Annotated in this window: 24 protein-coding genes and 1 other annotated feature; of the genes, 16 read left to right on the top strand and 8 right to left on the bottom strand. The window is 35.6% G+C overall.

Going from position 1 to position 23794, the window contains the following annotated elements; translation table 11 throughout:
* Positions 1–28: 28 nt before the first annotated feature.
* Positions 29–538, bottom strand: coding sequence for a gamma carbonic anhydrase (locus ACFVR1_RS16825; protein ID WP_387585690.1), 510 nt, complete (start codon positions 536–538; stop codon positions 29–31).
* A gap of 105 nt (positions 539–643) precedes the next feature.
* On the opposite strand from ACFVR1_RS16825, the gene ACFVR1_RS16820 reads away from it, so the two are divergent.
* Both ACFVR1_RS16820 and ACFVR1_RS16815 read left to right on the top strand, forming a co-directional pair.
* Positions 644–1435 (top strand): alpha/beta hydrolase, encoded by a 792-nt coding sequence (locus ACFVR1_RS16820; RefSeq protein ID WP_387585688.1) that lies wholly within the window; start codon positions 644–646, stop codon positions 1433–1435.
* A gap of 144 nt (positions 1436–1579) precedes the next feature.
* On the top strand, positions 1580–2902 hold the full coding sequence (locus ACFVR1_RS16815) for an NAD-dependent malic enzyme (RefSeq protein WP_387585686.1): 1323 nt from the start codon (positions 1580–1582) through the stop codon (positions 2900–2902).
* A 17-nt stretch (positions 2903–2919) separates the two neighbouring features.
* On the opposite strand, the gene ACFVR1_RS16810 is transcribed toward ACFVR1_RS16815, so the two are convergent.
* From ACFVR1_RS16810 to mnmL, 4 genes are all read right to left on the bottom strand, one after another.
* A complete protein-coding gene (locus ACFVR1_RS16810; RefSeq protein ID WP_387585685.1) occupies positions 2920–3462 on the bottom strand; it encodes an isoprenylcysteine carboxyl methyltransferase family protein in 543 nt (180 codons plus the stop codon).
* Between the two features lies 1 nt (position 3463).
* Positions 3464–4546 (bottom strand): type III polyketide synthase, encoded by a 1083-nt coding sequence (locus ACFVR1_RS16805; RefSeq protein ID WP_387585683.1) that lies wholly within the window; start codon positions 4544–4546, stop codon positions 3464–3466.
* Between the two features lie 217 nt (positions 4547–4763).
* Positions 4764–5336, bottom strand: coding sequence for a tRNA 5-(aminomethyl)-2-thiouridylate-methyltransferase MnmM (mnmM, locus tag ACFVR1_RS16800; protein ID WP_387585681.1), 573 nt, complete (start codon positions 5334–5336; stop codon positions 4764–4766).
* Complete coding sequence (gene mnmL / locus ACFVR1_RS16795; RefSeq protein WP_387585679.1) at positions 5333–6292, bottom strand: tRNA modification radical SAM protein MnmL/YtqA; 960 nt, start codon at positions 6290–6292, stop codon at positions 5333–5335. Before mnmL ends, mnmM begins: the two co-directional genes overlap by 4 nt.
* A gap of 123 nt (positions 6293–6415) precedes the next feature.
* On the opposite strand from mnmL, the gene ACFVR1_RS16790 reads away from it, so the two are divergent.
* The 9 genes from ACFVR1_RS16790 (at position 6416) to ACFVR1_RS16750 (ending at position 15742) form a co-directional block, all read left to right on the top strand.
* On the top strand, positions 6416–7597 hold the full coding sequence (locus ACFVR1_RS16790; protein ID WP_387585678.1) for an MDR family MFS transporter: 1182 nt from the start codon (positions 6416–6418) through the stop codon (positions 7595–7597).
* Between the two features lie 531 nt (positions 7598–8128).
* Positions 8129–8818 carry a CoA transferase subunit A gene (locus ACFVR1_RS16785; RefSeq protein ID WP_387585677.1) on the top strand — a complete coding sequence of 230 codons (690 nt, stop codon included), beginning with the start codon at positions 8129–8131 and terminating at the stop codon, positions 8816–8818.
* Positions 8819–8831: 13 nt separating this feature from the next.
* On the top strand, positions 8832–9485 hold the full coding sequence (locus ACFVR1_RS16780; protein ID WP_387585675.1) for a 3-oxoacid CoA-transferase subunit B: 654 nt from the start codon (positions 8832–8834) through the stop codon (positions 9483–9485).
* Between the two features lie 48 nt (positions 9486–9533).
* Positions 9534–9747 (top strand) — a binding site (T-box leader).
* A gap of 43 nt (positions 9748–9790) precedes the next feature.
* Positions 9791–12202, top strand: a complete 2412-nt coding sequence (gene leuS, locus ACFVR1_RS16775) for a leucine--tRNA ligase (protein WP_387585674.1) — start codon at positions 9791–9793, stop codon at positions 12200–12202.
* A 266-nt stretch (positions 12203–12468) separates the two neighbouring features.
* Positions 12469–13038, top strand: a complete 570-nt coding sequence (locus tag ACFVR1_RS16770) for an AAA family ATPase (protein ID WP_387585672.1) — start codon at positions 12469–12471, stop codon at positions 13036–13038.
* Positions 13039–13165: 127 nt separating this feature from the next.
* Positions 13166–13825, top strand: a complete 660-nt coding sequence (locus ACFVR1_RS16765; RefSeq protein ID WP_387585670.1) for an HAD family hydrolase — start codon at positions 13166–13168, stop codon at positions 13823–13825.
* 478 nt (positions 13826–14303) lie between these two features.
* Positions 14304–14750, top strand: a complete 447-nt coding sequence (locus ACFVR1_RS16760) for a hypothetical protein (RefSeq protein ID WP_387585669.1) — start codon at positions 14304–14306, stop codon at positions 14748–14750.
* 1 nt (position 14751) lies between these two features.
* Entirely contained in the window at positions 14752–14985 is a 234-nt protein-coding gene (locus tag ACFVR1_RS16755) for a helix-turn-helix transcriptional regulator (RefSeq protein ID WP_387585667.1), read from the top strand.
* A gap of 46 nt (positions 14986–15031) precedes the next feature.
* Positions 15032–15742, top strand: a complete 711-nt coding sequence (locus ACFVR1_RS16750) for a DUF4386 domain-containing protein (RefSeq protein ID WP_387585666.1) — start codon at positions 15032–15034, stop codon at positions 15740–15742.
* Between the two features lie 389 nt (positions 15743–16131).
* On the opposite strand, the gene ACFVR1_RS16745 is transcribed toward ACFVR1_RS16750, so the two are convergent.
* On the bottom strand, positions 16132–16350 hold the full coding sequence (locus ACFVR1_RS16745) for a hypothetical protein (protein ID WP_387585664.1): 219 nt from the start codon (positions 16348–16350) through the stop codon (positions 16132–16134).
* Between the two features lie 355 nt (positions 16351–16705).
* Positions 16706–17962 carry a BaiN/RdsA family NAD(P)/FAD-dependent oxidoreductase gene (locus ACFVR1_RS16740; protein ID WP_387585663.1) on the bottom strand — a complete coding sequence of 419 codons (1257 nt, stop codon included), beginning with the start codon at positions 17960–17962 and terminating at the stop codon, positions 16706–16708.
* A gap of 104 nt (positions 17963–18066) precedes the next feature.
* Between ACFVR1_RS16740 and ACFVR1_RS16735 the strand changes: the two genes are divergently transcribed.
* Positions 18067–19683 (top strand): putative polysaccharide biosynthesis protein, encoded by a 1617-nt coding sequence (locus tag ACFVR1_RS16735; protein WP_387585662.1) that lies wholly within the window; start codon positions 18067–18069, stop codon positions 19681–19683.
* Between the two features lie 9 nt (positions 19684–19692).
* Entirely contained in the window at positions 19693–20397 is a 705-nt protein-coding gene (locus tag ACFVR1_RS16730; protein ID WP_387585660.1) for a pseudouridine synthase, read from the top strand.
* Between the two features lie 48 nt (positions 20398–20445).
* On the opposite strand, the gene ACFVR1_RS16725 is transcribed toward ACFVR1_RS16730, so the two are convergent.
* Positions 20446–20667: a DeoR family transcriptional regulator gene (locus ACFVR1_RS16725; protein ID WP_387585658.1), complete on the bottom strand. Its 222-nt coding sequence runs from the start codon at positions 20665–20667 to the stop codon at positions 20446–20448.
* Between the two features lie 325 nt (positions 20668–20992).
* On the opposite strand from ACFVR1_RS16725, the gene pepV reads away from it, so the two are divergent.
* Genes pepV through thpR form a run of 3 tightly spaced genes read left to right on the top strand, consistent with a single transcriptional unit; the run spans position 20993 to position 23791 of the window.
* Entirely contained in the window at positions 20993–22408 is a 1416-nt protein-coding gene (pepV, locus tag ACFVR1_RS16720) for a dipeptidase PepV (protein ID WP_387585656.1), read from the top strand.
* Positions 22401–23252 carry a D-amino-acid transaminase gene (gene dat, locus ACFVR1_RS16715; RefSeq protein ID WP_387585654.1) on the top strand — a complete coding sequence of 284 codons (852 nt, stop codon included), beginning with the start codon at positions 22401–22403 and terminating at the stop codon, positions 23250–23252. The genes pepV and dat overlap by 8 nt, the downstream gene beginning before the upstream one ends.
* Positions 23249–23791 carry an RNA 2',3'-cyclic phosphodiesterase gene (thpR, locus tag ACFVR1_RS16710; protein ID WP_387585652.1) on the top strand — a complete coding sequence of 181 codons (543 nt, stop codon included), beginning with the start codon at positions 23249–23251 and terminating at the stop codon, positions 23789–23791. Before dat ends, thpR begins: the two co-directional genes overlap by 4 nt.
* The last annotated feature ends 3 nt before the right edge of the window (positions 23792–23794 follow it).

Below are 23794 nucleotides of genomic sequence, written 5' to 3'. Positions count from 1 at the left end.
TTGCTCTTAATAGGCGATTGCTTTATTCTTATTGCAGTGATTTATAATACTGACCTTTTTCAGCGTATTCTCTAATAATTCGTTGTACATCTTCTTTATCGGCATCAGTCAGCTCCCGTACAACTTTTGCTGGACTTCCCATTGCAAGTGAATTTGGAGGAATTTTCTTTCCCGGAGTAACTAAACTTCCTGCTCCGATAAATGCTCCTTCTCCAATTTCCGCACCATCTAAAATAATTGAGCCCATTCCAACTAATGCTCCCTTTCGAACAATGCAACTATGTAATGTTACCTGATGCCCAATCGTTACTTCATCTTCTAAAATAAGTGGATTGTTTGGGCTTTGATGCAAACAACATAAGTCTTGGACGTTTACTCTTTGCCCAATAATAGTAGGTGCAACGTCCCCTCTAATTACCGTATTAAACCAAATAGTAGACTCTTGTCCGATTGTCACATCCCCTGTAATTGTGACATAATCAGCAATGAAAACAGAATCATCAATGGATGGAGTTTTACCTTTAAATGGATATATCAATATATACACACTCCTTTAAAAATAGAATATAATTAATCGTATCAAACGAATCGTATAATGAAAACTATTTGAGCAGAATAGGAACGAATGGAAGAGGTGATGCTCATGTGGAAATGGGAAGCAGAGGATAGACCAAAAGCAGTTATCGTAATCGTTCATAGTGCATATGAACATCATAGAAGATATGCTTGGTTAATTGAAAAATTTAGAAGTTCAAATTGTCATATTGTCATGGGCGATTTACCTGGACATGGTGAACATACAAAAGCGAATGAAATACATGATGAAACTTTCGATCACTACAAAGATTACATAGTACAAGCATTACAAGTTGCGGTTACATATAATCTACCAATATTTATTCTTGGTCATGGACTCGGAGCGACATTATTAATAAAAGTAATGCACAAATTACAAATTGAATATGCAGGGGTTATATTAACTTCGCCTTGGCTACAACTTAAAAAGTTACCTTCTAAATGGACAAATGCATTAGCTAAATTATCTGTTCAACAGAAGATTAATCATGATATTCAGCTTAAAGAATTAACAAGAAACTATGAAATGTACAAACAATTTGTAAACGATCCAACGTATCATACACTTGTAACAAATGACTGGTATAAAGAATTACAAAATCTTTTGAAGAATATTGGACAGTCAACGAATTCTATCCCAAATGTTCCCGTTTTATTAATGACGGCAGAGCGTGACAAGATTACAAATACTTCGACGGCAGCAGCTTGGCTAAAAAAACAAGAACTCACAGAGTATCAGTATAAATCCTGGAAAAATTGTTTTCATGATTTATATCAGGAACCAGAAAGAGAAGAGATTTTTGCATATTCTCATTCTTTTATAAATAATGTACTAAGATCAATAGGATATATCGTTTAGGGAATGTTGTAAGAAACCAAGATTATATTAGGGAATGATATTCTATTGAATATGTGAGTTTTAATATAAATTGTGGTATAATTATTCGGTTAAATCGAAATAACATTCTATTAATTGAAATAAAGAAAGTGAAGTGTAATTTACATGCAAAGCCAGCATTTTATGCGTAATTTTATAGTAGAAACACCTTCGAAACCAGGAAACTTTGCTAAAGTAGCAACTGCAATTGGAATGGCTGAAGGGGATATTGGTGATATTACAACACTTAAAAGTGGAGCATTAACAACAGTTCGTGATATTACGATCACATGTAAATCTGAAGCACAATTGCAATCTGTCATTGCGAATATTGAAGCCATAGGAAATGGCGTTAAGATCCATGCTGTAACTGACGATGTGTTAAAAGCGCATGAAGGCGGAAAAATTGCAATGAAGAGCAGACTGGATGTGCGTTCACTCGGTGATTTGCAAAGAATTTATACGCCTGGTGTTGCTAGCGTTTGTATGGAGATTGTTAATTATCCTGAAAAAGCAAATTACTTTACGTCGATTGGCAGTTCCGTAGCAATCGTAACAGACGGTACAGCAATATTAGGCTTAGGAAATATTGGTTCTGTTGCAGGAATGCCTGTAATGGAAGGGAAAGCGGTGCTATTAGATCAGTTTGTTGGTTTAAGCGGAATCCCTATTTTGCTAAATACAAGTGATCCTGATGAAATCGTTGAAACAGTTAAACATATTCATCAAGGATTTGGAGCTATATTATTAGAAGATATAGGATCTCCACACTGCTTTGAAATAGAAGAACGATTAAAAGCAGAACTTCCTATTCCTGTTATGCATGACGATCAGCATGGTACAGCAGTAGTTGCGCTTGCCGCGATATTATCTGCTTGTAAAGCGACTGGGGTAGATGTAAAAAATGCTGTAATTGGTCAAATCGGACTTGGAGCTGCTGGATTAGCTATTTGTCGTATGTTAATGGCTTATGGTGTAGAAGATGTGTATGGTCTAGATAGACAAGAAGAAGCACAGCAAAGATTAGTAAACTATGGTGGAAAAACAATTCCTTCTTTAGAAGAAATGATGGAAACTTGTGATATTATTGTTGCTACTACAGGCGTATCTGGGTTAATCAAACCTGAAATGATTAGAAAAGGACAAATTATTTTAGCTTTATCCAATCCAAACCCTGAAATTCTTCCAAATGAAGCTATTGCAGCTGGAGCAGCTTTTGCAGCTGACGGAAGATCTGTCAACAATGTAATTGGATTCCCGGGTATTTTCAAAGGTGCATTAAATGCAGGTGCAAAAGAAATTACCTATTCCATGCTTATAGCTGCTGCACAAGCAATTGTTGGACATACAAAACCAGGTGAGTTAATACCAAACCCACTAGATCCTACTGTTCATCATCTTGTAGCAAGAGCAGTAGAAGAAGCAGCAAATAAAGAAATGAATATATAAGAAAAAGAAGATTTCGGTTACGATGCCGAAATCTTCTTTTGAAATTCTTCATTATAATTTGTAACTTCCATCAAAGCTTTTTCTTCAAGTGGAATCCGCACAGAGAGCATCGCAAGATTTAAAAGAGTAAAGCAAATGGCTGTAATATACGCTTGGAACATTAGCGGTAAAAGTACAATTTCGATGCATACTACAACGTAATTTGGATGTTTTAGATAAAGATACGGTCCTTTGGTTACAACTTGAGCACCTGGTAAAATAATAATTTTTGTATTCCAATAAGAGCCTAACGATCTTAAGCACCAAATGCGTAATGCTTGAACAAATAAAAAAATTAGAAAGAACAACGGAAATAGAGGGGAAATACCTCGATTAAATATTAAAACCTCTGTAATCAAACAAACAAAAAAGCTTACATGAAGTGTCACCATATACGGATAATGAGATGCACCTACCTCATAAGCTCCTTGAGCAAGCATCTTTTTTTCATTTCGCTTAGCTATAAAAACTTCTGTTATTCTTTGAATGATGACAAGAAAGATAATAATGAAAAATAACATTTTAATCCCCCCAATTTAGTAGAATTGCTTCTCCGCAAAAACCAGGACCAAGAGCTACTAATAATCCTAAATCATCCTTGTTGTTTTCTTTTAACATAAATTGTTCTAATACATAAAGCACTGTTGGAGATGACATATTCCCATGTTTTTTTAATACATCTTTCGAAATTGAAGTTTGTTTTTCTTCCAGTTGAAGTGTCTCTTCATATGCTTGTAGAACTTTTTTTCCTCCAGGATGAGCTACAAAATTTATGAGTTGATCTTTTGAAAAATTCTGCTCTGTCAAAAACTCATCTATGAATGGTCCTAACCAGCTTGAAATAATGGAAGGAATGCTTTTCGAGAAAACTACATGTAATCCATTGTTTTTAATATTCCAGCCCATCACATTTTCCGAATTTGGCATCCATTTAGACGCTGTATCTACTATATGAGGAACAGGATTATTATTGGGAAGATTAACGTTATCCCCGCAAACTAATACACAAGCTGCTCCATCTGCAAAAAGAGATGCCCCAATTAAATTGCTTTTCGAATAGTCATTTGGCTGAAAGGTAAGGCTGCATAACTCTACACAAACGACGAGTACTTTCGCAGACGGATGTGCCTTACAATAATCAAATGCCCTACTGATGCCTGCCGCTCCTCCCGCACAACCTAGTCCCCATAGTGGTATTCGTTTCATACGATCAGAAAAAGGTAGATAGTTCATCACTCGTGCATCAATGCTCGGAGTAGATATACCTGTGCTACTAACAAAAATAATGGCATCAATTTCTTCGGAAGGAATTGCCTTTTGTAAAAAAGTAGTATTTTGAAGACATGCTTGAATTACTTCTACACTATATTTTGTAGCTAATTCTATATAAATATTATTTCGCTCTTCAAATGAATGCTCGGTCTGATGCCATTCTAAAGGCACACAAAAATAGCGAGTTTCAATATCTCCATTTTCAAAAACTGTTAATAACCGTTCTAATTGGGCAATTTTATCCTTAAACAGCTCTTTTGTAAGTTTTTCTATATTTGATTGCTCCAATGCATATGGAGGATTATATGTACTAATGGAAGCAATTTTTGGCATGGAGATTCTCCTTTTTTAACGGAATAAGAAAGTATATACTCTTTTACATAGTAAGTGTCCAGACTTCAGCGCCTTGCTCCTCGGGGTCAAATGTGAAAAAGCTGTGGTGGCTGGGGAGCTGCCTCCTCGCTTTTCCCCATTTGCCTGTCGGGGTAGACATATGCGCTTGCGCTTTTCTTATTATTATCTCCAAGCAATTAAAATCTATGCAAATGAATTAGATGTTTGCTTTCATTTTTTCAATCGCAATAATAAAAGGGGGGGTATTTTGTTGATTTAAAAATTGATACGATAGTACATGTGCAAATGATTGTGGCAACTGTTGTACGTATGCTAAAAGAGCATCTTTTTCTTCTTTACCACCACTATGCCCGTGATAAACTACTAATACGATCAATCCTCCGATTTTCAACTGTTCTAAAAGAGATTCTATCGCTTGAATTGTAGAATTCCCTTTCGTTACTATTTCATGGTCACTACCAGGTAAGTAACCAAGATTAAAAATAGCTGCTGAAACTTCATTTTGAACGTATTTAGAAACGTTTTCATGTCCATCTAGAATAAGAGTTGCTCTTGAAAGTAAGTTTGCTTCTACTAATTTTTCTTCCGTGGATTTTATAGCTTCGGGTTGAACATCAAATGCGTACACATGTCCAGTCTCGCCAACTAGCTCTGCTAAAAATAATGTATCAAATCCGTTTCCTGCTGTAGCATCAACAACCAAATCTCCTTGTTCAATAACAGATGTTAATAATTCTTTTGCGAATGGTAAAACTCTTTTTAATTTCATTTCAAGACACCAAACTTTTGATATAATTTTCCTTGGTAGCTCTCTCTCTTAGCTAACTCAGAATCGATTCCATTTAATACATCCCATTTGTTTACACTCCACATCGGTCCAATCATCAGATCAATAGGTCCGTCCCCAGTAATACGTTGAACAACCATATCCGGTGGTAGTATTTCTAATTGATCTGCCACAAGTTGAATATATGCATCTCTTTGCATAAATTCCAACTTCCCTTTTTCGTACTGCTTCACCATTGGTGTTCCTTTCAGCAGATGCAGTAAATGGATTTTTATCCCTTGAACATCGAGCTTTGCAACTTCTCTTGCTGTTTCCATCATCATTTCTCGATCTTCCAAAGGCAGACCATTAATAATATGTGTACATATTCGAATATCGTGTTTTCGTAATTTGTTTACGCCTTCTACATAAGTAGCATAGTCATGAGCACGATTTACAAGATTCGCAGTCCGCTCATGAACGGTTTGCAATCCTAGTTCTATCCATAAATACGTTCTTTTATTGAGTTCGGCTAAATATTCAACGACATCATCTGGTAGACAATCTGGTCTTGTTGCAATTGATATTCCGATTACGCCATCCAGTGCAAGAGCTGCTTCGAATTTTTCTTTTAAAACAGGTAGTGGAGCATGTGTATTTGTATATGCTTGAAAATAAGCAATGTATTTTCCTTTTTTCCACTTTTCATGCATTTTTGCTTTTATTTTTTCAAATTGTACCGGTATCGGGTCAACCTTATCTCCTGCAAAGTCTCCGCTACCTGCAACACTACAAAAAGTGCAACCACCGTATGCCACTGTACCATCTCTATTTGGACAATCAAAACCAGCATCCAATGCTACTTTGAAAATTTTTTGATCAAACATATTACGTAAATAGCGATTCCATGTATAGTATCGTTTTCCATCTGACGGAAAAGGAAAGTTATTTTCGTTCATTTATATTCACTCCTTAGCCTTATATTTTATCATGATTCATTTATCTTTTGTGAAAGCACCTTGAAGTGATATATAAAAAGGAATACAATTGTCTGAGCATATATGGAATTGGAGGTGCATGTGATGCCAAAAGCAGTGTGGCTTTTAATAATAGGAATGTTTATAAATACGACAGGAAATTCTTTTTTATGGCCTTTACATACGATTTATATGCATGATTATTTGGGACAATCGTTAAGTATGGCTGGATTTGTTTTAATGATAAATGCTGGAACTGGGGTTATTGGTAACTTACTGGGAGGCTATCTTTTCGATCGAATTGGTGGCTATAAATCCATCATTATCGGTATTGCCTTATCTTTAGTTGCTTTATTACTTTTGAATTTTTGGCATGGGTGGCCAGAATATATTTGGTTTGTAGCGATTTTAGGTTTTAGTGGTGGAATCATTTTTCCAAGTATGTATGCAATGGTCGGAAGTGTTTGGCCAGAAGGTGGTAGGAAAGCTTTTAATGCTATTTATTTAGCACAAAACGTAGGTGTTGCTCTTGGCCCTGCATTAGGTGGAATTGTGGCGGCTAATAATATCAATAATATTTTTATAGCAAATTTACTTACATATGTCTTGTTTTTTGTTGTTGCATTAGTCTTTTACCGTAAAATGTCAACTCCTTCTAGTGGTCATGCTTCAGTCTTAACGGAACAAAAGAAAATAAAACAAAAAGCACCTTTTTATGCAATGATAATTGTAACAATTGGGTATATGCTCACTTGGATTGTTTATGTACAATGGACTACTACAATTTCTACACATATTTTAGATTTGGGCATATCGTTAAAGCAATATAGTCTATTATGGTCGTTAAATGGTGCACTTATAGTACTAGGACAACCTCTTATAAAGCCAGTAATCAATCGACTAGAACATAAAATAAAAGCACAAATTATTATTGGGATTGTTATTTTTATGGGCTCATTTGTAGTGGTAGCTTTTTCAGAAACTTATGCTATGTTTATCACTGCTATGGTTATTTTAACAATTGGAGAAATGTTTGTGTGGCCAGCAGTACCAACGCTTGCAGATAAGCTAGCTCCAAAAGGAAGAGAAGGATTTTATCAAGGAATTGTGAACAGTATGGCGACAATCGGAAGAATGCTAGGACCGTTCATCGGTGGAATTCTCGTAGAAGCATACGGAACGCAAATGATGATATTAATCCTCACAAGTCTAATGGTTTTCGCGATTATTACAAGTTTACTTTATGATCTTCCACTTAAAAAAGCAGAAAATAAAACCAACGTTTAATTTAAGCGGCGTCAGACTCTATACAAATTCGATATAAATCGAGTTTGTATAGAGTCTTTTTTATACAGAAGGGAAGAAAAATCGAGTTTGGAAAAAGACGGTTGCATTCCGCTTATGAACCACACGTTTCATAAGGAAAAAACGAGACTATAAGAGCCTACAAAGTTGATAAGCACCTAGGCGGAGGCTATAAGCACCAAAAGATTGTTTATAAGCGCCTACCACTAATCTATAAGCACCTACAAAATTGATAAGCACGTAAACGGAGGCTAAAAGCACCTAAAGATTGTCTATAAGCGCCTATCGCTATTCTATAAGCACCTGTAAAATGCATAAGCACCTAAAGTATGTGTATCCGTTACTATGGACTGGAAGATTTCGTGAATATAAAGATGTCAACCGAGCATATCCTATATTTCCTTACTACTATCTTGCAATAAGTTAGTAGTAAAGGAAATTGAATTGCTTAATTGTTGAATATTTGAGAATATTAAAGAGAAGGGTGTTTACGATAGAAAGGGGAATGTGATTATGAAACCAATTTACAGTTCTGCAAGGGAAGCTGTAGCAGGCATTCAAGACGGAATGACACTTATGGTAGGTGGTTTTGGACTTGTTGGTATTCCTGAGCAGCTTATTTTAGCTTTAGTAGAAAAAGGGGTAAAAGATTTAACGGTTATTTCGAATAACTGTGGAGTCGATGAGTGGGGTCTTGGTCTTTTATTAAAAAATAAACAAATTAAAAAAATGATAGGTTCCTATGTTGGGGAAAATAAAGAATTTGAACGTCAAGTACTTTCTGGTGAAATAGAAGTGGAGTTAACACCTCAAGGAACACTTGCTGAGAAAATCCGTGCAGGTGGTGCTGGAATTCCAGCTTTCTTTACTCCAGCGGGTGTTGGTACTGTAGTTGCAGATGAAAAAGAAGTGCGCGTTTATGATGGTAAAGAGTATGTATTAGAAGAATCTCTACGTGCGGACGTTGCATTAATCCGGGCAGCAAAAGCTGATAAGTTTGGAAATTTAATTTACAATAAAACAGCTCAAAACTTCAATCCAATGATGGCAGCAGCAGGAATGTTTACAATTGCGGAAGTAGAGGAAATTGTAGAAACAGGTGACTTAGATCCAGCACAAATACATACACCAAGTATTTATGTACAAGGATTATTCCAAGCTGCGCAAGAAAAAAGAATCGAACGTTTAACGACACGTTCATAAGGGGGAGACTAAGTTGAATACACGTGAAAAAATTGCTAGAAGAGCAGAAAAAGAAATTGAAAATGGAAACTACGTCAATTTAGGCATAGGAATTCCAACATTAGTTGCGAACTTCATCTCTCCTGAGAAAACAGTTGTTTTACAATCGGAAAATGGTTTGCTTGGTATTGGACCTTATCCAACAGAACAAGAAGTAGATCCTGATCTTATTAATGCTGGAAAAGAGACTGTTACAACCATTCCTGGTTCTTCTTTCTTTTCAAGTGCGGAATCATTTGCTATGATTCGCGGAGGACATGTAGATGTAGCGATTTTAGGTGCGATGGAAGTGTCTGAAAATGGCGATTTAGCAAACTGGATGATTCCTGGGAAAATGATTAAAGGTATGGGCGGTGCCATGGATTTAGTGCATGGTGCGAAGAAAATCATCGTCATCATGGATCATTGTGCAAAAGATGGCTCTGCCAAAATTAAAAAAGAATGCGAATTACCTTTAACAGGTAAAGCTGTTGTGAATAAAATAATTACTGAACGGGCAATGATAGAAGTAACAGAAAATGGGCTTGAACTAAAAGAAGTGTTCGAAGGCTATACTGTTCAAGATATTATTGATGCAACAGAAGCTACGCTTATTATTAAAGACGTAAAAGAAAATGTAGCCATTTAAAGTCTGCTTGTAATTTATTCCGAAATCCATTATTATTAGTTCTAATAGAAGTGGACTGTGAAAAGGATTAGTAAATAACCCTCGTTTCTAAAGAGAGCTAACGATTGGTGGGAGTTAGCGTGACGAATTATTGAACTCGCCTTTGAGTCTGTATGAGTGAAATGATAGTAGCTTATACCGTTTTCCGCGTTAAGGAATCAAGTTGAGTGAAGTTTTCACTAATTTGGGTGGTACCGCGTGAGTATATTCTCTCGTCCCTTAGTTTTTTAAGGGACGAGATTTTTTTATTTTAAGGAGGAATTTTAATGAGCTTTAATCATGAAGCAATCGAAAAAAAATGGCAAAAGTATTGGCAAGAAAACAAAACGTATAAAATGATCGACGATTCTTCGAAACCAAAGTTTTTTGCGTTAGATATGTTCCCGTATCCGTCTGGAGTTGGCCTTCATGTTGGTCATCCACTAGGGTATATTGCAACTGACATTTTAAGTGCATTTAAACGTAAACAAGGATTTAACGTACTTCATCCAATGGGATGGGATGCTTTTGGACTTCCTGCTGAGCAATATGCAATTGATACTGGTAATGACCCAGCTGAATTTACGGCAAAAAATATTGCAACATTTAAGCGTCAAATGAATGATCTTGGTTTTTCTTATGATTGGGATAGAGAAGTTAACACAACTGATCCTTCTTATTATAAATGGACCCAATGGATTTTCATTCAACTATATAAAAAAGGTTTGGCTTATGTAGACGAGGTACCTGTAAACTGGTGTCCTGCATTAGGTACTGTGCTTGCAAATGAAGAAGTAATCGATGGATTGTCAGAACGTGGGGGACATCCAGTAGAACGTCGTCCAATGCGTCAATGGGTGCTTCGTATTACAGCTTACGCAGATAGACTTTTGGAAGATTTGGATGAACTTGATTGGCCTGAAAGCTTAAAAGAAATGCAACGTAACTGGATTGGTCGTTCGGAAGGTGCTGAACTTACTTTTGAAGTTGATGGCACGAATGAATCGTTCAGAGCATTTACAACTCGCCCCGATACTATTTTTGGCGCAACTTATGCAGTACTAGCACCAGAACATAAACTAGTGGATGTGATTACTACTGCCGAACAGTCGGAAGCAGTGCAAGCATATAAAGATCAAGTAAAACTGAAAAGTGATCTAGAACGTACAGATCTAGCAAAACATAAAACAGGCGTATTCACGGGTGCCTATGCAGTTAATCCAGTAAGTGGAGAGAAAATGCCAATTTGGATTGCAGATTATGTATTGTCAACTTACGGAACAGGAGCTATTATGGCAGTTCCTGCACATGATGAGCGTGACTACGAATTCGCAAAACAATTTGACTTACCTATCGTAGAAGTTGTATCAGGTGGGAATATTGAAGAAAAAGCATATACAGAAGATGGTACACTGGTTAACTCTGACTTCTTAAATGGTTTAAACAAACAAGATGCGATTGCTAAAGCGATTGAGTGGTTTGAAGCAAACGGCAAAGGTGAAAAGAAAATTACGTATCGCTTACGTGATTGGTTATTCAGTCGTCAACGCTATTGGGGTGAACCAATTCCAATTATTCATTGGGAAGATGGCACTTCAACACCAGTAGATGAGTCTGAACTACCACTTATGCTGCCAGTAACAACGGATATTAAGCCAAGTGGAACAGGAGAATCACCACTTGCAAATATTACGGAATGGGTAAATGTTGTAGATCCAGTAACGGGGAAAAAAGGGCGTCGTGAAACAAACACAATGCCACAATGGGCAGGTAGCTGCTGGTATTACTTACGTTATATTGATCCAAACAATAACGAGGCTCTTGTGGATCCAGAACTAGCAAAACGCTGGTTGCCGGTTGATATTTACGTAGGTGGAGCGGAACATGCTGTATTACATTTATTGTACGCACGTTTCTGGCATAAATTCCTTTACGATATTGGTGTAGTTGCAACAAAAGAGCCTTTCCAAAAACTATTTAACCAGGGAATGATTCTTGGTGAAAATAATGAGAAAATGTCTAAGTCTAAAGGAAACGTAGTAAATCCAGATGATATCGTGAAAAGTCACGGTGCCGATTCACTTCGTCTATATGAAATGTTTATGGGACCATTAGACTCTTCAAAGGCATGGTCAACGAATGGATTAGATGGTTCAAGAAGATTCCTAGATCGAATTTGGCGTTTGATTGTAAATGAAGACGGAAAACTTAGCGATAAAGTAAGTGAGACATCTTCTGAAAACATGGAGAAAGTGTACCATCAAACAGTCAAAAAGGTTACGGAAGATTATGAATCCATGCATTACAATACTGCTATTTCACAAATGATGGTATTCATTAATGAAGGCTATAAAGCAGAAAGCATTTCGAAAGAGTATGTAGAAGGATTTGTTAAATTAATTTCTCCGATTGTTCCACACATAGCAGAAGAGCTATGGAGCATCCTTGGGCATGAGGATACGATTACTTATGAAGCTTGGCCAACATTTGACGAAGCTAAATTAGTGGATAATGAAGTAGAAATTCCTGTTCAAATTAAAGGAAAAGTACGTGCAAAACTTCTTGTATCAAAAGAAGCAACTAAAGATGAACTTGAAGCATTAGCACTTGCTTCTGAACAAGTGCAACAATGGTTGGAAGGGCAAGAAGTAAAGAAAATAATTGCGATTCCAGGTAAAATGGTGAATATCGTTATCTAATGAAAAACAAAAGCTGTTTCGTCTCTCGACATGAGAGATGGAGCAGCTTTTTATGTTTAATAAAGATATGAGATAAAATATTTTTCCCTTTATAACTAATTCTTGTATCAAAACATTAAGTGTTTTGATTTGGCATTTCAAGTACAATATATACGAAAAGATAGAATTTTCATATTTTAATAGAAGGTAAATGGAAAAAGCAAATTATGTGATGATGTTAATCCTGAAAAGATTAGATCTGAATTTTTGAGAATGGAGTTGCGTTTATGAATAGGTTAGTAATTATGACAGTAGGTAAAACTCATAGCGGTAAAACTACATTTGCGAAAGCTCTAGAAAAAGAAATGCCATACTCAGCTGTGATTGATCAAGATAACCATGCGGAATTCCTCCACACCTATTATCAAACATTATTACCAAAACAAGGACATAATACGATCAAGTACGCTCTAACACAAACCATTGTGAATCATGCAGTTAATGAGACTAATTGCCACCTGATTCTTTGCAACTCAAATCGCAATCGTAAAAGTCGTTTGAAACTGCTTGAACAATTTCAGAACAAAGGATTTACAAGCATTCTGGTGAATTTTGAACTTCCAGAACATGTTCTTAAAGAGCGAGTTGAGAAAAGTCGGCGTAGTACAGCGATACTAAGGACCGCTTCAACTTTTGACGAAGTGCTTACTCGACAGCAGGATGAGACCAATAAAGACGAAATAGTAGCGCCAATAGAAGGCGAAGCGGACCATTTATTTATCATCAAAAACGTAGATGAAATTCAGTCTGTCATTCAGGGAATTGTCAATATTGCTCATATGAGAGAAATGTCTTAACTCGTTCAGCTAATAGGTGGTTACATTTTCTTACTTGCAATTGGGGAAGTTTATATTATGAAGGGATTTTAAATGAACTAACAAAATATATCGAAAAAATTCATGTCACTTATAAAGGAGATTTATAATGAATCAAATAAATAATGAAGTGAAAGTAATTTTTTTTGATGCAGGTGGTGTCCTTTTTGATACATTTTTAAAAAGTGATGAAAGAATAAGATATATATTAATGGAAAGAGGTTATCAAAAATCCAAAATTGATTTTGCTATTATGAAAGCAAAACAAACTAAACTGACTTTCATTACAAGTTGGAATGAAGAAGAACAATACTATAAGCGTTATTATGGAACTATTGCAGAAGAACTTGGAGAAAGTGAACTAACAAATGAATTATTTTTCTTTACTCATTTTGCTGGTCACTGTGAGCTGTTTCCCGAAGTCAAAGGTGTGCTTGAGGAATTAAGTAAAAAGTATAGATTAGCTATTATTTCAAATGCAATGCCAAGTATGGACTGGATATTTGATAGATTAGGAATTCGCAGATATTTTGAATCTATTATTCTTTCTGCCTTTGTAAAAGAAGAAAAACCAGGAGAAGCAATTTACAATATTGCTCTTAATCATGCTAAAGCGTCAAATGAAGAAAGTATATTTATTGATGATAAAATCGAAAATATAGAAGGAGCTGAACGAGTTGGGATAAGAGGACTTCATTTAGATAGAAATAAGGTGAATTTGTTAGAATTAGTAAGAGCGCAACAACTAATAAAAATTCCGTATTCTTGAAGATCGTGAAACTTCAGCGGTGGCTAGCAGTAGTTTGGTCACGAATGCGTTGCCACACGATGTGGAGCTCTAAGCCATTGTTTCTTTGTAAACTACTCTTTGAGGTTCTCGACTTTTACTCTTTTGGGAGGCTTATCGCTCATCCCACGGAACGAGGCCACCTGTAACGGAAATCAGTAGTATCATCAAAATACTTGGAACAATGGAATTATGAAACAGTAAATTTTATATTTATTTTAAAAAAAGCATTGCTGCCTCTTAGCATTGCTTTTTTTGATGCCAATGAGGTTCAGAAAATCATTTATGTCTTAGTTCGTTTTTAAGTTTTCCTAACCAGTTGGATCTTCATTTATACTAGCTCATTATTCATTTAATAAATTTTATCTCATGTATAGTCAACCTTACACAATGTCTAGCATACAATACAATATGTAAAATAGAAGATACTTAATTTTAATATTTAAGGGGGTATGTATTCATGACCTATCAAGAAAAGAAAAGCATCGTATCATTAATCAGCGCTATTTTCATTTTTATGTCCTTCTGCTTGTATATGTATCCACAGTATCCAGGAGGGGGGTTAGACTCGCCAGAAACCTTTCGCTATTGGGGTTTATTCGTTCTCAACTTAACAGTGGTTTCTATAGTAGCACACATCGTAGTTAGCATTATTTTTAACATTTTGTTTAGAATTACAACAAGAGAAAAAGAACCAAAATTTGCAGATGAATTGGATAAATTAATTGAGTTGAAAGCAAACCGAAACTCTTTTTTTCTGTTTATTATCGGTTTTATTATTGCAATGGGATCGTTGATTATTGATGAGCGGTCACAGATGATGTTTATTATACTAATTGCTTCGGGATTCATCTCAGATGTGGTTGGCTCTTTATCTAAGCTTTATTACTATCGGAGAGGCGTCTAGTATGAGCAAAAATCTTGTCGGCAATCACATCCGAAAATTACGGTTTAACCATGATGAAATGACCCAGCAGCAATTAGCTGACAAGGCAGGCGTTACCAGACAAACTATCGTGGCTCTTGAAAAAGGAAACTACTCGCCATCGCTAGAGCTGGCCTTTCGCATTGCTATAGCCTTTAACCTACCATTGGAAGAGGTATTCTTTTATGGGGGAACAACAAACTTGAAAAAACAATGATTGTTTTTCCTTATTGTTCATAAATATTAAAAAAGGGGATAATAAAATGAGTTCAAATCAGAAATCAGCAAAGATTGTAGGAGTTCTGTTTTTATTAGCGGCAATTTCAGCGGTAATTGGCCTTTTGTTGTATGATCCTATCCTAAACGGTTCCGATTACTTGATTAAAGGTTCTGAAAATGCCAATCAGGTGACACTAGGAGCACTTATGGAGTTAATTCTTGTCGTATCAGTGATTGGAACGGCTACGACAATGTTTCCAATTTTAAGAAAGTATAATGAAACTATAGCTCTTTGGCATGTTTGCTTCAGGTTTCTTGAAGCGGTTATAATTACTGTGGGTATAATTAGCGTATTGTCACTACTGACTTTAAGCCAGAACTTTGTAACAGCTGGAGTCGCAGACACTACCTCTTATCAAGCTTCAGGAACATTATTAATAGCTATACATGACTGGACGTTTATGCTTGGACCATTGTTCATGTTAGGCATCAACACAATCATGTATAGTTATATATTTTATAAATCAAAGCTTGTACCCAGACCTTTATCTATCTTGGGTATGTCAGGAGCGGTGATGGTATTCATTAATGCGCTATTAGTACTGTTTGGTGTAGTGGAACAACTTTCTGTTTGGGGTATTATGGCGCTCCCAATAGCAGCATTTGAAATGATATTAGCTGTATGGCTCCTTGTTAAGGGATTCAATGAATCTGCACTTTCTTCCTTGTCAAAAAAAGAAAACGTCAATAGATAAGCTCATGCAGATCGACCGCATTAATGCAAAAAAGAGTACAGGATCATGACACCGTCATAATCCTGTACCCTTTTATTTCAGCTATTCTTATAAGTTTTGTGATTCTTTCCATTCAAGGAACTCAACAGTTAATTACTTTGAGTAATTGCCATTTCAATATTGAGGACTGTAAACATAGGCTATTCACTTGTTAATATTAACTTTCGTGAATTGACATCATAAATTTTATAACCAATTTCAAACATATGGTCTTTTGTAACTGTCACTTCACAATAGTAAGGGATTGACTTTCCATAAGCATCCAGTGCAGGAATATGATTAAAATGGAACATATCGCCAGTATCTAGCATTTCAAAGGTCGATTCAGTAGAACGCCCTGATGAAGTTATTTAGATGCTGCAGTCCCCGCTGACAACATCATATTCCTTTAGTATCATGTATTTTAGACTTGGTAGAGTAATCACTAATAGTAAAACACCAATTAAAAATGCTCCAATGGTCTTAGCTACATTTAGAAATGCAAATTCTTTATCAACATACATATAAATAAAGAGAAATATAGCGAATAATACAAACAAAGCTCCTGCTATGAGCATAATATAATACAATTTTTTCACTTCCTATAACGATTCAATAATTATTCTTACTGGACAAAGTTTATATGATTCTAAGAGGATATTATTAGAGACAGTGGAACTTGAGAAAAATAAATGGTTATAATTGGTAAATAAGTGAAGAGCAACTGAAATTAATCTTCGGTTACTTTTATCTCTAATTACCCAAACCTTCTGCAACTTGTTTCCATATATTTAATAGGGAGACAGACATCAAGCACTAGATTACCTAACAAAGAGGATCGTGAAGTTACTTCATCACTTCACGATCCAAAATCCCTCTTATAATAGTCTAGCTGAGGTTTAGTCCAAATATCTCTGAAAATGGTGAAAACAAGATGCTACTTTTTTAAATGGACAATGCCGCGCTCATTCCAGCAATTTTACCAGTTACAAGTGCAGAAGTGATATTATATCCACCTGTATAGCCGTGAATATCCAATACTTCGCCACAGAAATATAGTCCTGCTTTTTTCTTGGAAGCCATTGTTTTCGGTTCTATTTCTTTTATGGATACGCCTCCACCTGTTACAAATGCTTTATCTAAAGGTTGTGTTCCATAAACATTGACGCTAAATTGCTTCAGTAAATGTGCAAAAGCTCTAATTTTTTCGTGTGAAAGATTTTGACCATCTTCACTTTCTTGGATTCCTGCTTGTTGTAATAAAAACAGTAGCCATCTTTCTGGAACTATACCTTTCCACACATTTTTCACTGCTTTTTTCGGATCTTCCTTAATTGAAGAGAGAAGGGTCTGGAAAGTTTCTTCTTGATTTAGTTCTGGTAAACTATCTATTCGAACCTGTACAAGCTGTCCACCGTTTTTCTTTTGTTCTTTCACGACGAATTGGCTACAGCGTAAAATTGCTGGACCACTTAAGCCAAAATGTGTGAAAAGCATGTCCATTTGATGGGTAATGATGGCTTTTCCTTTTTTATTTAAAACAGAAACGGCAACATCGCGAAGGGCTAGTCCTTGCAATTCTTTCGATTTAATAAAAGGCTCATTCGATAGTAAAGGAACCTCGGTTGGATATAAATCAGTAACCGTATGACCAGCTTTTTCAGCCCAAGGATATCCATCACCGGTTGATCCCGTTTGAGGAACTGCTTTCCCGCCAACTGCAACGACTACTGCTCCAGCAACGATTTCTTCACCAGTTGCAAGTCGAACACCAATAATCTTTTCATCATTCATCAATAATTTAGCAACAGAGGAGTTTAGTTTTATTTCCACATGGAGTCTTTTTAATTCATCCAGCAAAGCATTTACAACATCCATTGCTTTATTGGAAATTGGGAACATTCTTCCATGATCTTCTTCTTTTAAAGGCACACCTAGATTTTCAAAGAAGGCGATAATATCTTCATTATTAAAAACGGAAAACGGGCTATATAAAAAACGTCCGTTTCCGGGAATATTTTTTACGATTTCTTCTTGTGGAAGTCTGTTTGTTACGTTGCAACGACCTCCCCCAGAGATTGCAAGTTTTTTCCCAAGCTTAGAACCTTTTTCAATTAACAATACTTTCCTGTTCTCTGCTCCAGCAGCCGCTGCGGCCATCAATCCCGAGGGACCTCCGCCTACTATGATTACGTCATACATAATATCTTCACACTTTCACTTTTTTCTTTATTATACATGATTGTGGTTTTCTTTCGACAGATGTAAACTGTAGTGTAGACAAAATATATGATTGGGCGGGTTTTATGTCATCAAATTTATTAAAAGGGACAATGATTTTAACGATTGGTCTCTTATTATCTAGAATCCTAGGTGTGCTTTACATTATTCCTTTTTATCAACTAATTGGAGAAAAGTATATTGGTCTTTATCAATATGCGTATGTTCCTTATTCAATCATGCTCGCAGTGGCTGTCTCTGGTATGCCAGTAGCTGTTTCTAAGTTTGTAGCAAAATATAATACGCTTGGTGACTATGCGACAGGCAGAAAACTAGTGAAATCAAGTATGGTAATAATGACGATAACAGGTGTATTAGGATTTATTATTTTGTACACATTAGCAGAGCCTATCGCAAGCTTAGTTATTAAAGATGATGAAGCATTTGTCACAGTACAAAATGTAGCAACTGTTATTCAATATGTAAGCTTTGCTGTGATTGTCGTTCCTGTGATGAGTTTAATAAGAGGGTTTTTTCAAGGGTATCAACATATGACTCCGACTGCTGTCTCTCAGTTGATCGAGCAGATTGTACGCGTAATTTTCGTTTTAGCCGGAGCTTTTCTAGTTATTAAGGTGTTTAAAGGTACTGAAAATACTGCTGTTTCTTTTGCCGTATTTGCAGCATTTATTGGGGCTATTGCAAGTATGTTTGTTTTATATTGGTATTGGAGAAAGTTGAAACCAGAATTTAATGAGCTACTTGAGGGAAGTGGAAATAATACTTCTGATGTATCTTTAAAAAATATATATAAAGAAATTTTAATATATACCGTTCCGTTTGCATTGGTAGGTGTCGTTAATCCATTATACCAATTTGTGGATATGATTACGTTTAATAACGCAATGACGCAGATTGGAATCAGCGGAAAAGAATCAGGCATCCTCTTAACAATGTTAAATCTTACAACTCAAAAACTTGTAATGATACCTGTTATGCTAGCAACAGGGTTCTCGATGGCATTAATTCCATTCATCACAAGTTACTATGCAAAACAAGATTTTGTACAAGTACGCAAATCATTAGATCAGGCATTTCAAATATTATTATTTTTAACAATGCCAGCTGCATTAGGAATTGCCGTATTATCCAATGAATTTTATCATGTGTTTTACGAGCCAAGTGAAACAGGTTCAACGGTATTGGCACATTACGCTCCAGTTGCTATATTATTTGCACTTTATCCTGTAACGACTGCCATTTTACAAGGAATAGATCGTCAAAAACTGATCATTTTAAACTTATTAGTTGGTATATTAACGAAACTCGTGTTAAATACTCCATTAATTAAAGCGTTTGAAACAGATGGTGCCATTCTAGCTACTTCTTTAGGTTACTTTGTAGCGATCGCATTAAATATGGTTGTTATTACAAAAACTTTAAAATATAAATCTAGTATGGTTATTCGGAGAATTTTACTAATTGTAATCATTAATGCAGCTATGCTAAGTCTTGTCTTCGTTTGTAAATGGGGAATAGAGCATTTATTCACAGTGGATAGTAAATTTGGTGCTTTACTTGTAATTTTTATTACTGCGTCTATTGGTGCAGCTTTTTATGGATTCGTCACGCTAAGACTAGGCCTTGCACAAAAACTCTTTGGAGAAAAGATTACACGTTTTACGAAAAAATTTGGGTTTTAGGAGAATGAAATGCGATTAGATAAATTTCTAGCACATATGGGGTTTGGTACGAGAAGAGAAGTAAAAATATTAGTTAAGTCAAAAGCAATTCAAGTTAATGATATCATTGTTAAAGACAGCTCGATGCACATAAAAGAAACTACTGACCAAGTTTCGGTATACGGGGAAGTAGTCGAGTATAAAGAATTTATTTATCTAATGCTAAATAAGCCAGCAGGTGTTATTTCTGCAACGGAGGATTCAAGAGATCAAACCGTAATTGATTTATTAGATGAGGATGTACGCCATTTTGAACCCTATCCTGTAGGGAGATTAGATAAGGATACTGTAGGTTTGCTTTTATTAACAAACGACGGGGCTTTAACGCATCGTCTCTTGTCTCCAAATAAGGATGTACCAAAAGTGTATTTTGCAAAAATAGAAGGATTAGTAGATGAAACTGATATTCAAGCGTTTGTAGATGGCGTAACGCTGGATGATGGATACAAAACAAAGCCAGCAATTTTAAACATATTAAGTAAAGGCGAGATTTCTGAAATTGAATTATCCATAACGGAAGGCAAGTTCCACCAAGTGAAAAGAATGTTTGAATCCGTTGGGAAAAAAGTAGTTTATTTAAAAAGACTGTCTATGGGTGCATTGAAATTAGATGAATCGTTAATGGAAGGCTCTTATAGGGAATTAACAGAAGAAGAATTAGAAAGTATACAGTAAAAAGAATGACCTCGCCTAGCCGGGGTCATTCTTTTCATATAGCAAATTCTAAGATGTCAATTTAACGCGTTTGTTCGTCGTTGTCCATTTGCCTCTTGTTGGGCTAATGACTAGGTCATTAAACTCAAGCACATTTAAATCTCGTTGAATCGTGCGAGGAGTGATGCCAAATTCATCGACTAAATCTTGTGTAGTAACAGTTCCGTGATCACGGATGAACATATACATATCTTTAATTCGATTGAGCATCCGATCAGTAGTAGGTTTCATAAGTAACCACTCCTTTATCATCATATCTCGTGGCAGGACTAGCGGACGACTTGGGTGAAAAGCAACTAAATAATTGCAATTTACAGCCCCTTTACTATATTGATAGTCAGTGCTTTGTTATCTGACAATTCAATTATAGTAGATTTACGATAAAATTTCTATTAAAAAACAATTTATTTACAAAAACTTCATATATCCTAAAAGGAGAGAAATAAAATAGACCTTTTAAATTTCAAAAAAAGAAGGTTGAAAATAGCTTCTTTTTGTGTGGTAATTTGAAAAAAAGTGTAAAATAACATTAAGCATAATGGTAGGAGGAATAAATATGAAATGGTTAGAATTGGCGGAAAGTAAGAAATCGGAAATTATAGCTGAACTACAAAAATTAATACAGATTCCTAGTGTACTTGACGAAAAAGCTATAACAGCAGAAATGCCTTTTGGTCCAAAACCACTTGAAGCACTTCGTCATATGTTAAGCGAAGGAGAAAAAGCAGGGCTTATTACAAAGAATATTGATAATATGGCTGGACATATAGAAATGGGTGAGGGGGAAGAAATTCTTGGTATTCTATGTCATGTAGACGTTGTACCTGAAGGGAAGGGCTGGACTTATCCACCATTTGAGGGTGTTGTCGCAAATGATAAAGTTTATGGTCGAGGGGCAATCGATGATAAAGGACCAACCATAGCAGCATGGATGGCGATGAAATTGGTAAAAGAAGCAGGTATTGAACTTTCTAAAAAAGTACGATTAATTATTGGGACTGATGAAGAAAGTGGATTTCGCTGTGTAAAACGATATTTTGAGAAAGAGCAAATGCCTGAAATTGGGTTTGCACCTGACGCAGATTTTCCAATAATAAACGCTGAAAAAGGAATCGCAACTTTGATTTTTACACAAACAGGCTCATCTGATACGGAAACTATTCAATTTTTCCAAGCGGGAAAACGTACAAATATGGTACCTGATGAAGCCTTTGCACTTATTTTCGGAGGATTACATTCTATTAAAGAGAAGTTTAATGAATTTGCACAGGAAAAGGGTATTACTGGAGAAGTAGTTCAAGAAGGAACTATGGTGAAAGTACTAGTACACGGTAAGTCAGCGCATGCAATGGAGCCTGATGATGGTTTGAATGCTGGGATCTTATTAGCAAAATTTTTAAAAACAATAAGCTTAACTCCTCATTCCAAAGCATTTGTAGAGTTTTTGGTGACATCATTTGGAGATGACAGCAGAGGATATGCTTTATCTCTGAACTTTGCAGATGAAGTTTCAGGAGAAACAACATTGAATCCTGGTGTAATTCATTATGCTCCAAACCAAGGGTCTTGCACCCAAGTGAGTATGCGTTATTCTGTTAGTTATGCATTTGATGAAAAATTGGCAGCATGTAGAGAAATACTTCAAAATACAGGAATTACGCTTGATATTGCTTCTAATTCTAAGCCACATTATGTCGATAAAGAAGATATACTCATAAAATCTTTGCAAAAAGTGTATGAGAGACAAACGGGAGAAGAAGCAAAATTGCTATCCATTGGAGGGGGCACTTATGCACGTGTTCTTCGAAAAGGTGTGGCATTTGGAATGCTTTTTCCAGGGAGAAAAGATGTAGCGCATCAAGTAGATGAATATGTGGATATTGAAGATTTAGTCAAAGCTACAGCAATATATGCGGATGCAATAGTAGAACTAGCTGGAAAAAATACAAAAGCAGGTGAAATTAATGGCTAAAATATTATGGAATGATCAAATTGTTAGTGAAGAGGAAGTAAATATTGGATATGAGGATCGTGGTTATCAATTTGGTGATGGTATTTATGAAGTAATCAAAATATATAATGGCGACTTATTCACTGCAACTGAACATATTGATCGTTTGTATGCAAGTGCAGATAAAATTCAATTAGTCATTCCGTATACGAAAGATGTTATGCATAAAATGATTTATGAATTAATTGAAACGAATGAAGTGAAAAATGGTCAAATCTATTTACAAGTCACTCGTGGTATTAGTATGAGACAACATAATTTTCCAATCCCTGCAGTAGAATCTGTGCTTACCTCATATACAAAAGAAACTACTCGTCCGCTAGAACAACTGGAGAATGGAGTAAGGGCATGTTTTGTAGAAGATATCCGGTGGCTTCGTTGTGACATTAAGTCGTTAAATCTTCTTGGTAATGTACTTGCTAAACAAGAAGCATTTAGTAAAGATTGCTATGAGGCAATATTACACCGTGGTGAAACGATTACAGAAGGTTCTTCCTCAAATATGTACGGAATAAAAAATGGTATTCTTTATACTCACCCTGTAAGCAATTTAATATTAAATGGGATTACGAGAAAAGTTATTTTAGATTGTTGTAAAGAGGTTGGTTTACCTGTTGTAGAAGAAGCATTTACAAAACAACAAGCATTAGAAATGGATGAGTTTATAATGTCATCTACAAATGCGGAAGTAATGCCAATTATTTCAATTGATGGTCAAATAATTGGAAAAGGTAGTCGTGGAGAGTGGACAGAAAAGATACAAAAAGCTTTTGAGAAAAAAATATCAACATCTATTGAACAATGAATACACATTATTTTTTAGGTATTAAGATTCCAAATAATCTTGCGGCTTCCATTATTGAAGCAAGAAAAGGAACTAATTTGCATGAAACGCATAAAACATTACCTGTTTTAGAAGACTTGCATATTACACTTTTTTATTTAGGGTGGATTGAGCAAAATACCTTAGATCAAATAATCCAGTCGTGCCAAAATATCGACTGGAAATCTTTTGATTTAACGACAAATGGGCTCTCCCATTTTGGTAGTAATCATACTCCGAGAGTAGTTTATACAGCATTGAAAGAAAGTGAATCTTTAACATCTTTGCAGGAAGAGGTTACCGATATAATTTCTAATTTTATTGAAGTAGATAACCCTAAAGAGTTTAATGCCCATATTACTATCGCAAAAAAATGGGCATCCAATGGATTTATATCTATTGAAGGTTTTCAATTAGAGAATACTACCTTTAAAGTTACTAATTTCTCTTTATTTCGAGTAAATCCAACTAATACACCTCGCTACGAGGAAGTTTGTATCATGCAGAGTGGAGGAGGTTAAGTA

This window comes from Psychrobacillus sp. NPDC058041 (assembly GCF_042885655.1).
GTDB lineage: Bacteria > Bacillota > Bacilli > Bacillales_A > Planococcaceae > Psychrobacillus.
Note: the sequence above shows the minus strand (reverse complement) of the source record. Positions and strands in the feature narration are given on the sequence as shown.

Excerpts from the sequence above, each read along its gene's own strand:
- ACFVR1_RS16815 (WP_387585686.1), top strand. The coding sequence starts at position 1,580 with ATGCAAAGCCAGCATTTTATGCGTAATTTTATAGTAGAAACACCTTCG.
- ACFVR1_RS16755 (WP_387585667.1), top strand. The coding sequence starts at position 14,752 with ATGAGCAAAAATCTTGTCGGCAATCACATCCGAAAATTACGGTTTAAC.
- ACFVR1_RS16785 (WP_387585677.1), top strand. The coding sequence starts at position 8,129 with ATGAAACCAATTTACAGTTCTGCAAGGGAAGCTGTAGCAGGCATTCAA.
- ACFVR1_RS16790 (WP_387585678.1), top strand. The coding sequence starts at position 6,416 with ATGCCAAAAGCAGTGTGGCTTTTAATAATAGGAATGTTTATAAATACG.
- ACFVR1_RS16805 (WP_387585683.1), bottom strand. The coding sequence starts at position 4,546 with ATGCCAAAAATTGCTTCCATTAGTACATATAATCCTCCATATGCATTG.
- pepV (WP_387585656.1), top strand. The coding sequence starts at position 20,993 with ATGAAATGGTTAGAATTGGCGGAAAGTAAGAAATCGGAAATTATAGCT.
- dat (WP_387585654.1), top strand. The coding sequence starts at position 22,401 with ATGGCTAAAATATTATGGAATGATCAAATTGTTAGTGAAGAGGAAGTA.
- ACFVR1_RS16740 (WP_387585663.1), bottom strand. The coding sequence starts at position 17,962 with ATGTATGACGTAATCATAGTAGGCGGAGGTCCCTCGGGATTGATGGCC.
- ACFVR1_RS16750 (WP_387585666.1), top strand. The coding sequence starts at position 15,032 with ATGAGTTCAAATCAGAAATCAGCAAAGATTGTAGGAGTTCTGTTTTTA.
- mnmM (WP_387585681.1), bottom strand. The coding sequence starts at position 5,336 with ATGAAATTAAAAAGAGTTTTACCATTCGCAAAAGAATTATTAACATCT.
- ACFVR1_RS16735 (WP_387585662.1), top strand. The coding sequence starts at position 18,067 with ATGTCATCAAATTTATTAAAAGGGACAATGATTTTAACGATTGGTCTC.
- mnmL (WP_387585679.1), bottom strand. The coding sequence starts at position 6,292 with ATGAACGAAAATAACTTTCCTTTTCCGTCAGATGGAAAACGATACTAT.
- ACFVR1_RS16765 (WP_387585670.1), top strand. The coding sequence starts at position 13,166 with ATGAATCAAATAAATAATGAAGTGAAAGTAATTTTTTTTGATGCAGGT.
- ACFVR1_RS16730 (WP_387585660.1), top strand. The coding sequence starts at position 19,693 with ATGCGATTAGATAAATTTCTAGCACATATGGGGTTTGGTACGAGAAGA.
- ACFVR1_RS16810 (WP_387585685.1), bottom strand. The coding sequence starts at position 3,462 with ATGTTATTTTTCATTATTATCTTTCTTGTCATCATTCAAAGAATAACA.
- ACFVR1_RS16760 (WP_387585669.1), top strand. The coding sequence starts at position 14,304 with ATGACCTATCAAGAAAAGAAAAGCATCGTATCATTAATCAGCGCTATT.
- ACFVR1_RS16820 (WP_387585688.1), top strand. The coding sequence starts at position 644 with ATGTGGAAATGGGAAGCAGAGGATAGACCAAAAGCAGTTATCGTAATC.
- thpR (WP_387585652.1), top strand. The coding sequence starts at position 23,249 with ATGAATACACATTATTTTTTAGGTATTAAGATTCCAAATAATCTTGCG.
- ACFVR1_RS16725 (WP_387585658.1), bottom strand. The coding sequence starts at position 20,667 with ATGAAACCTACTACTGATCGGATGCTCAATCGAATTAAAGATATGTAT.
- leuS (WP_387585674.1), top strand. The coding sequence starts at position 9,791 with ATGAGCTTTAATCATGAAGCAATCGAAAAAAAATGGCAAAAGTATTGG.
- ACFVR1_RS16770 (WP_387585672.1), top strand. The coding sequence starts at position 12,469 with ATGAATAGGTTAGTAATTATGACAGTAGGTAAAACTCATAGCGGTAAA.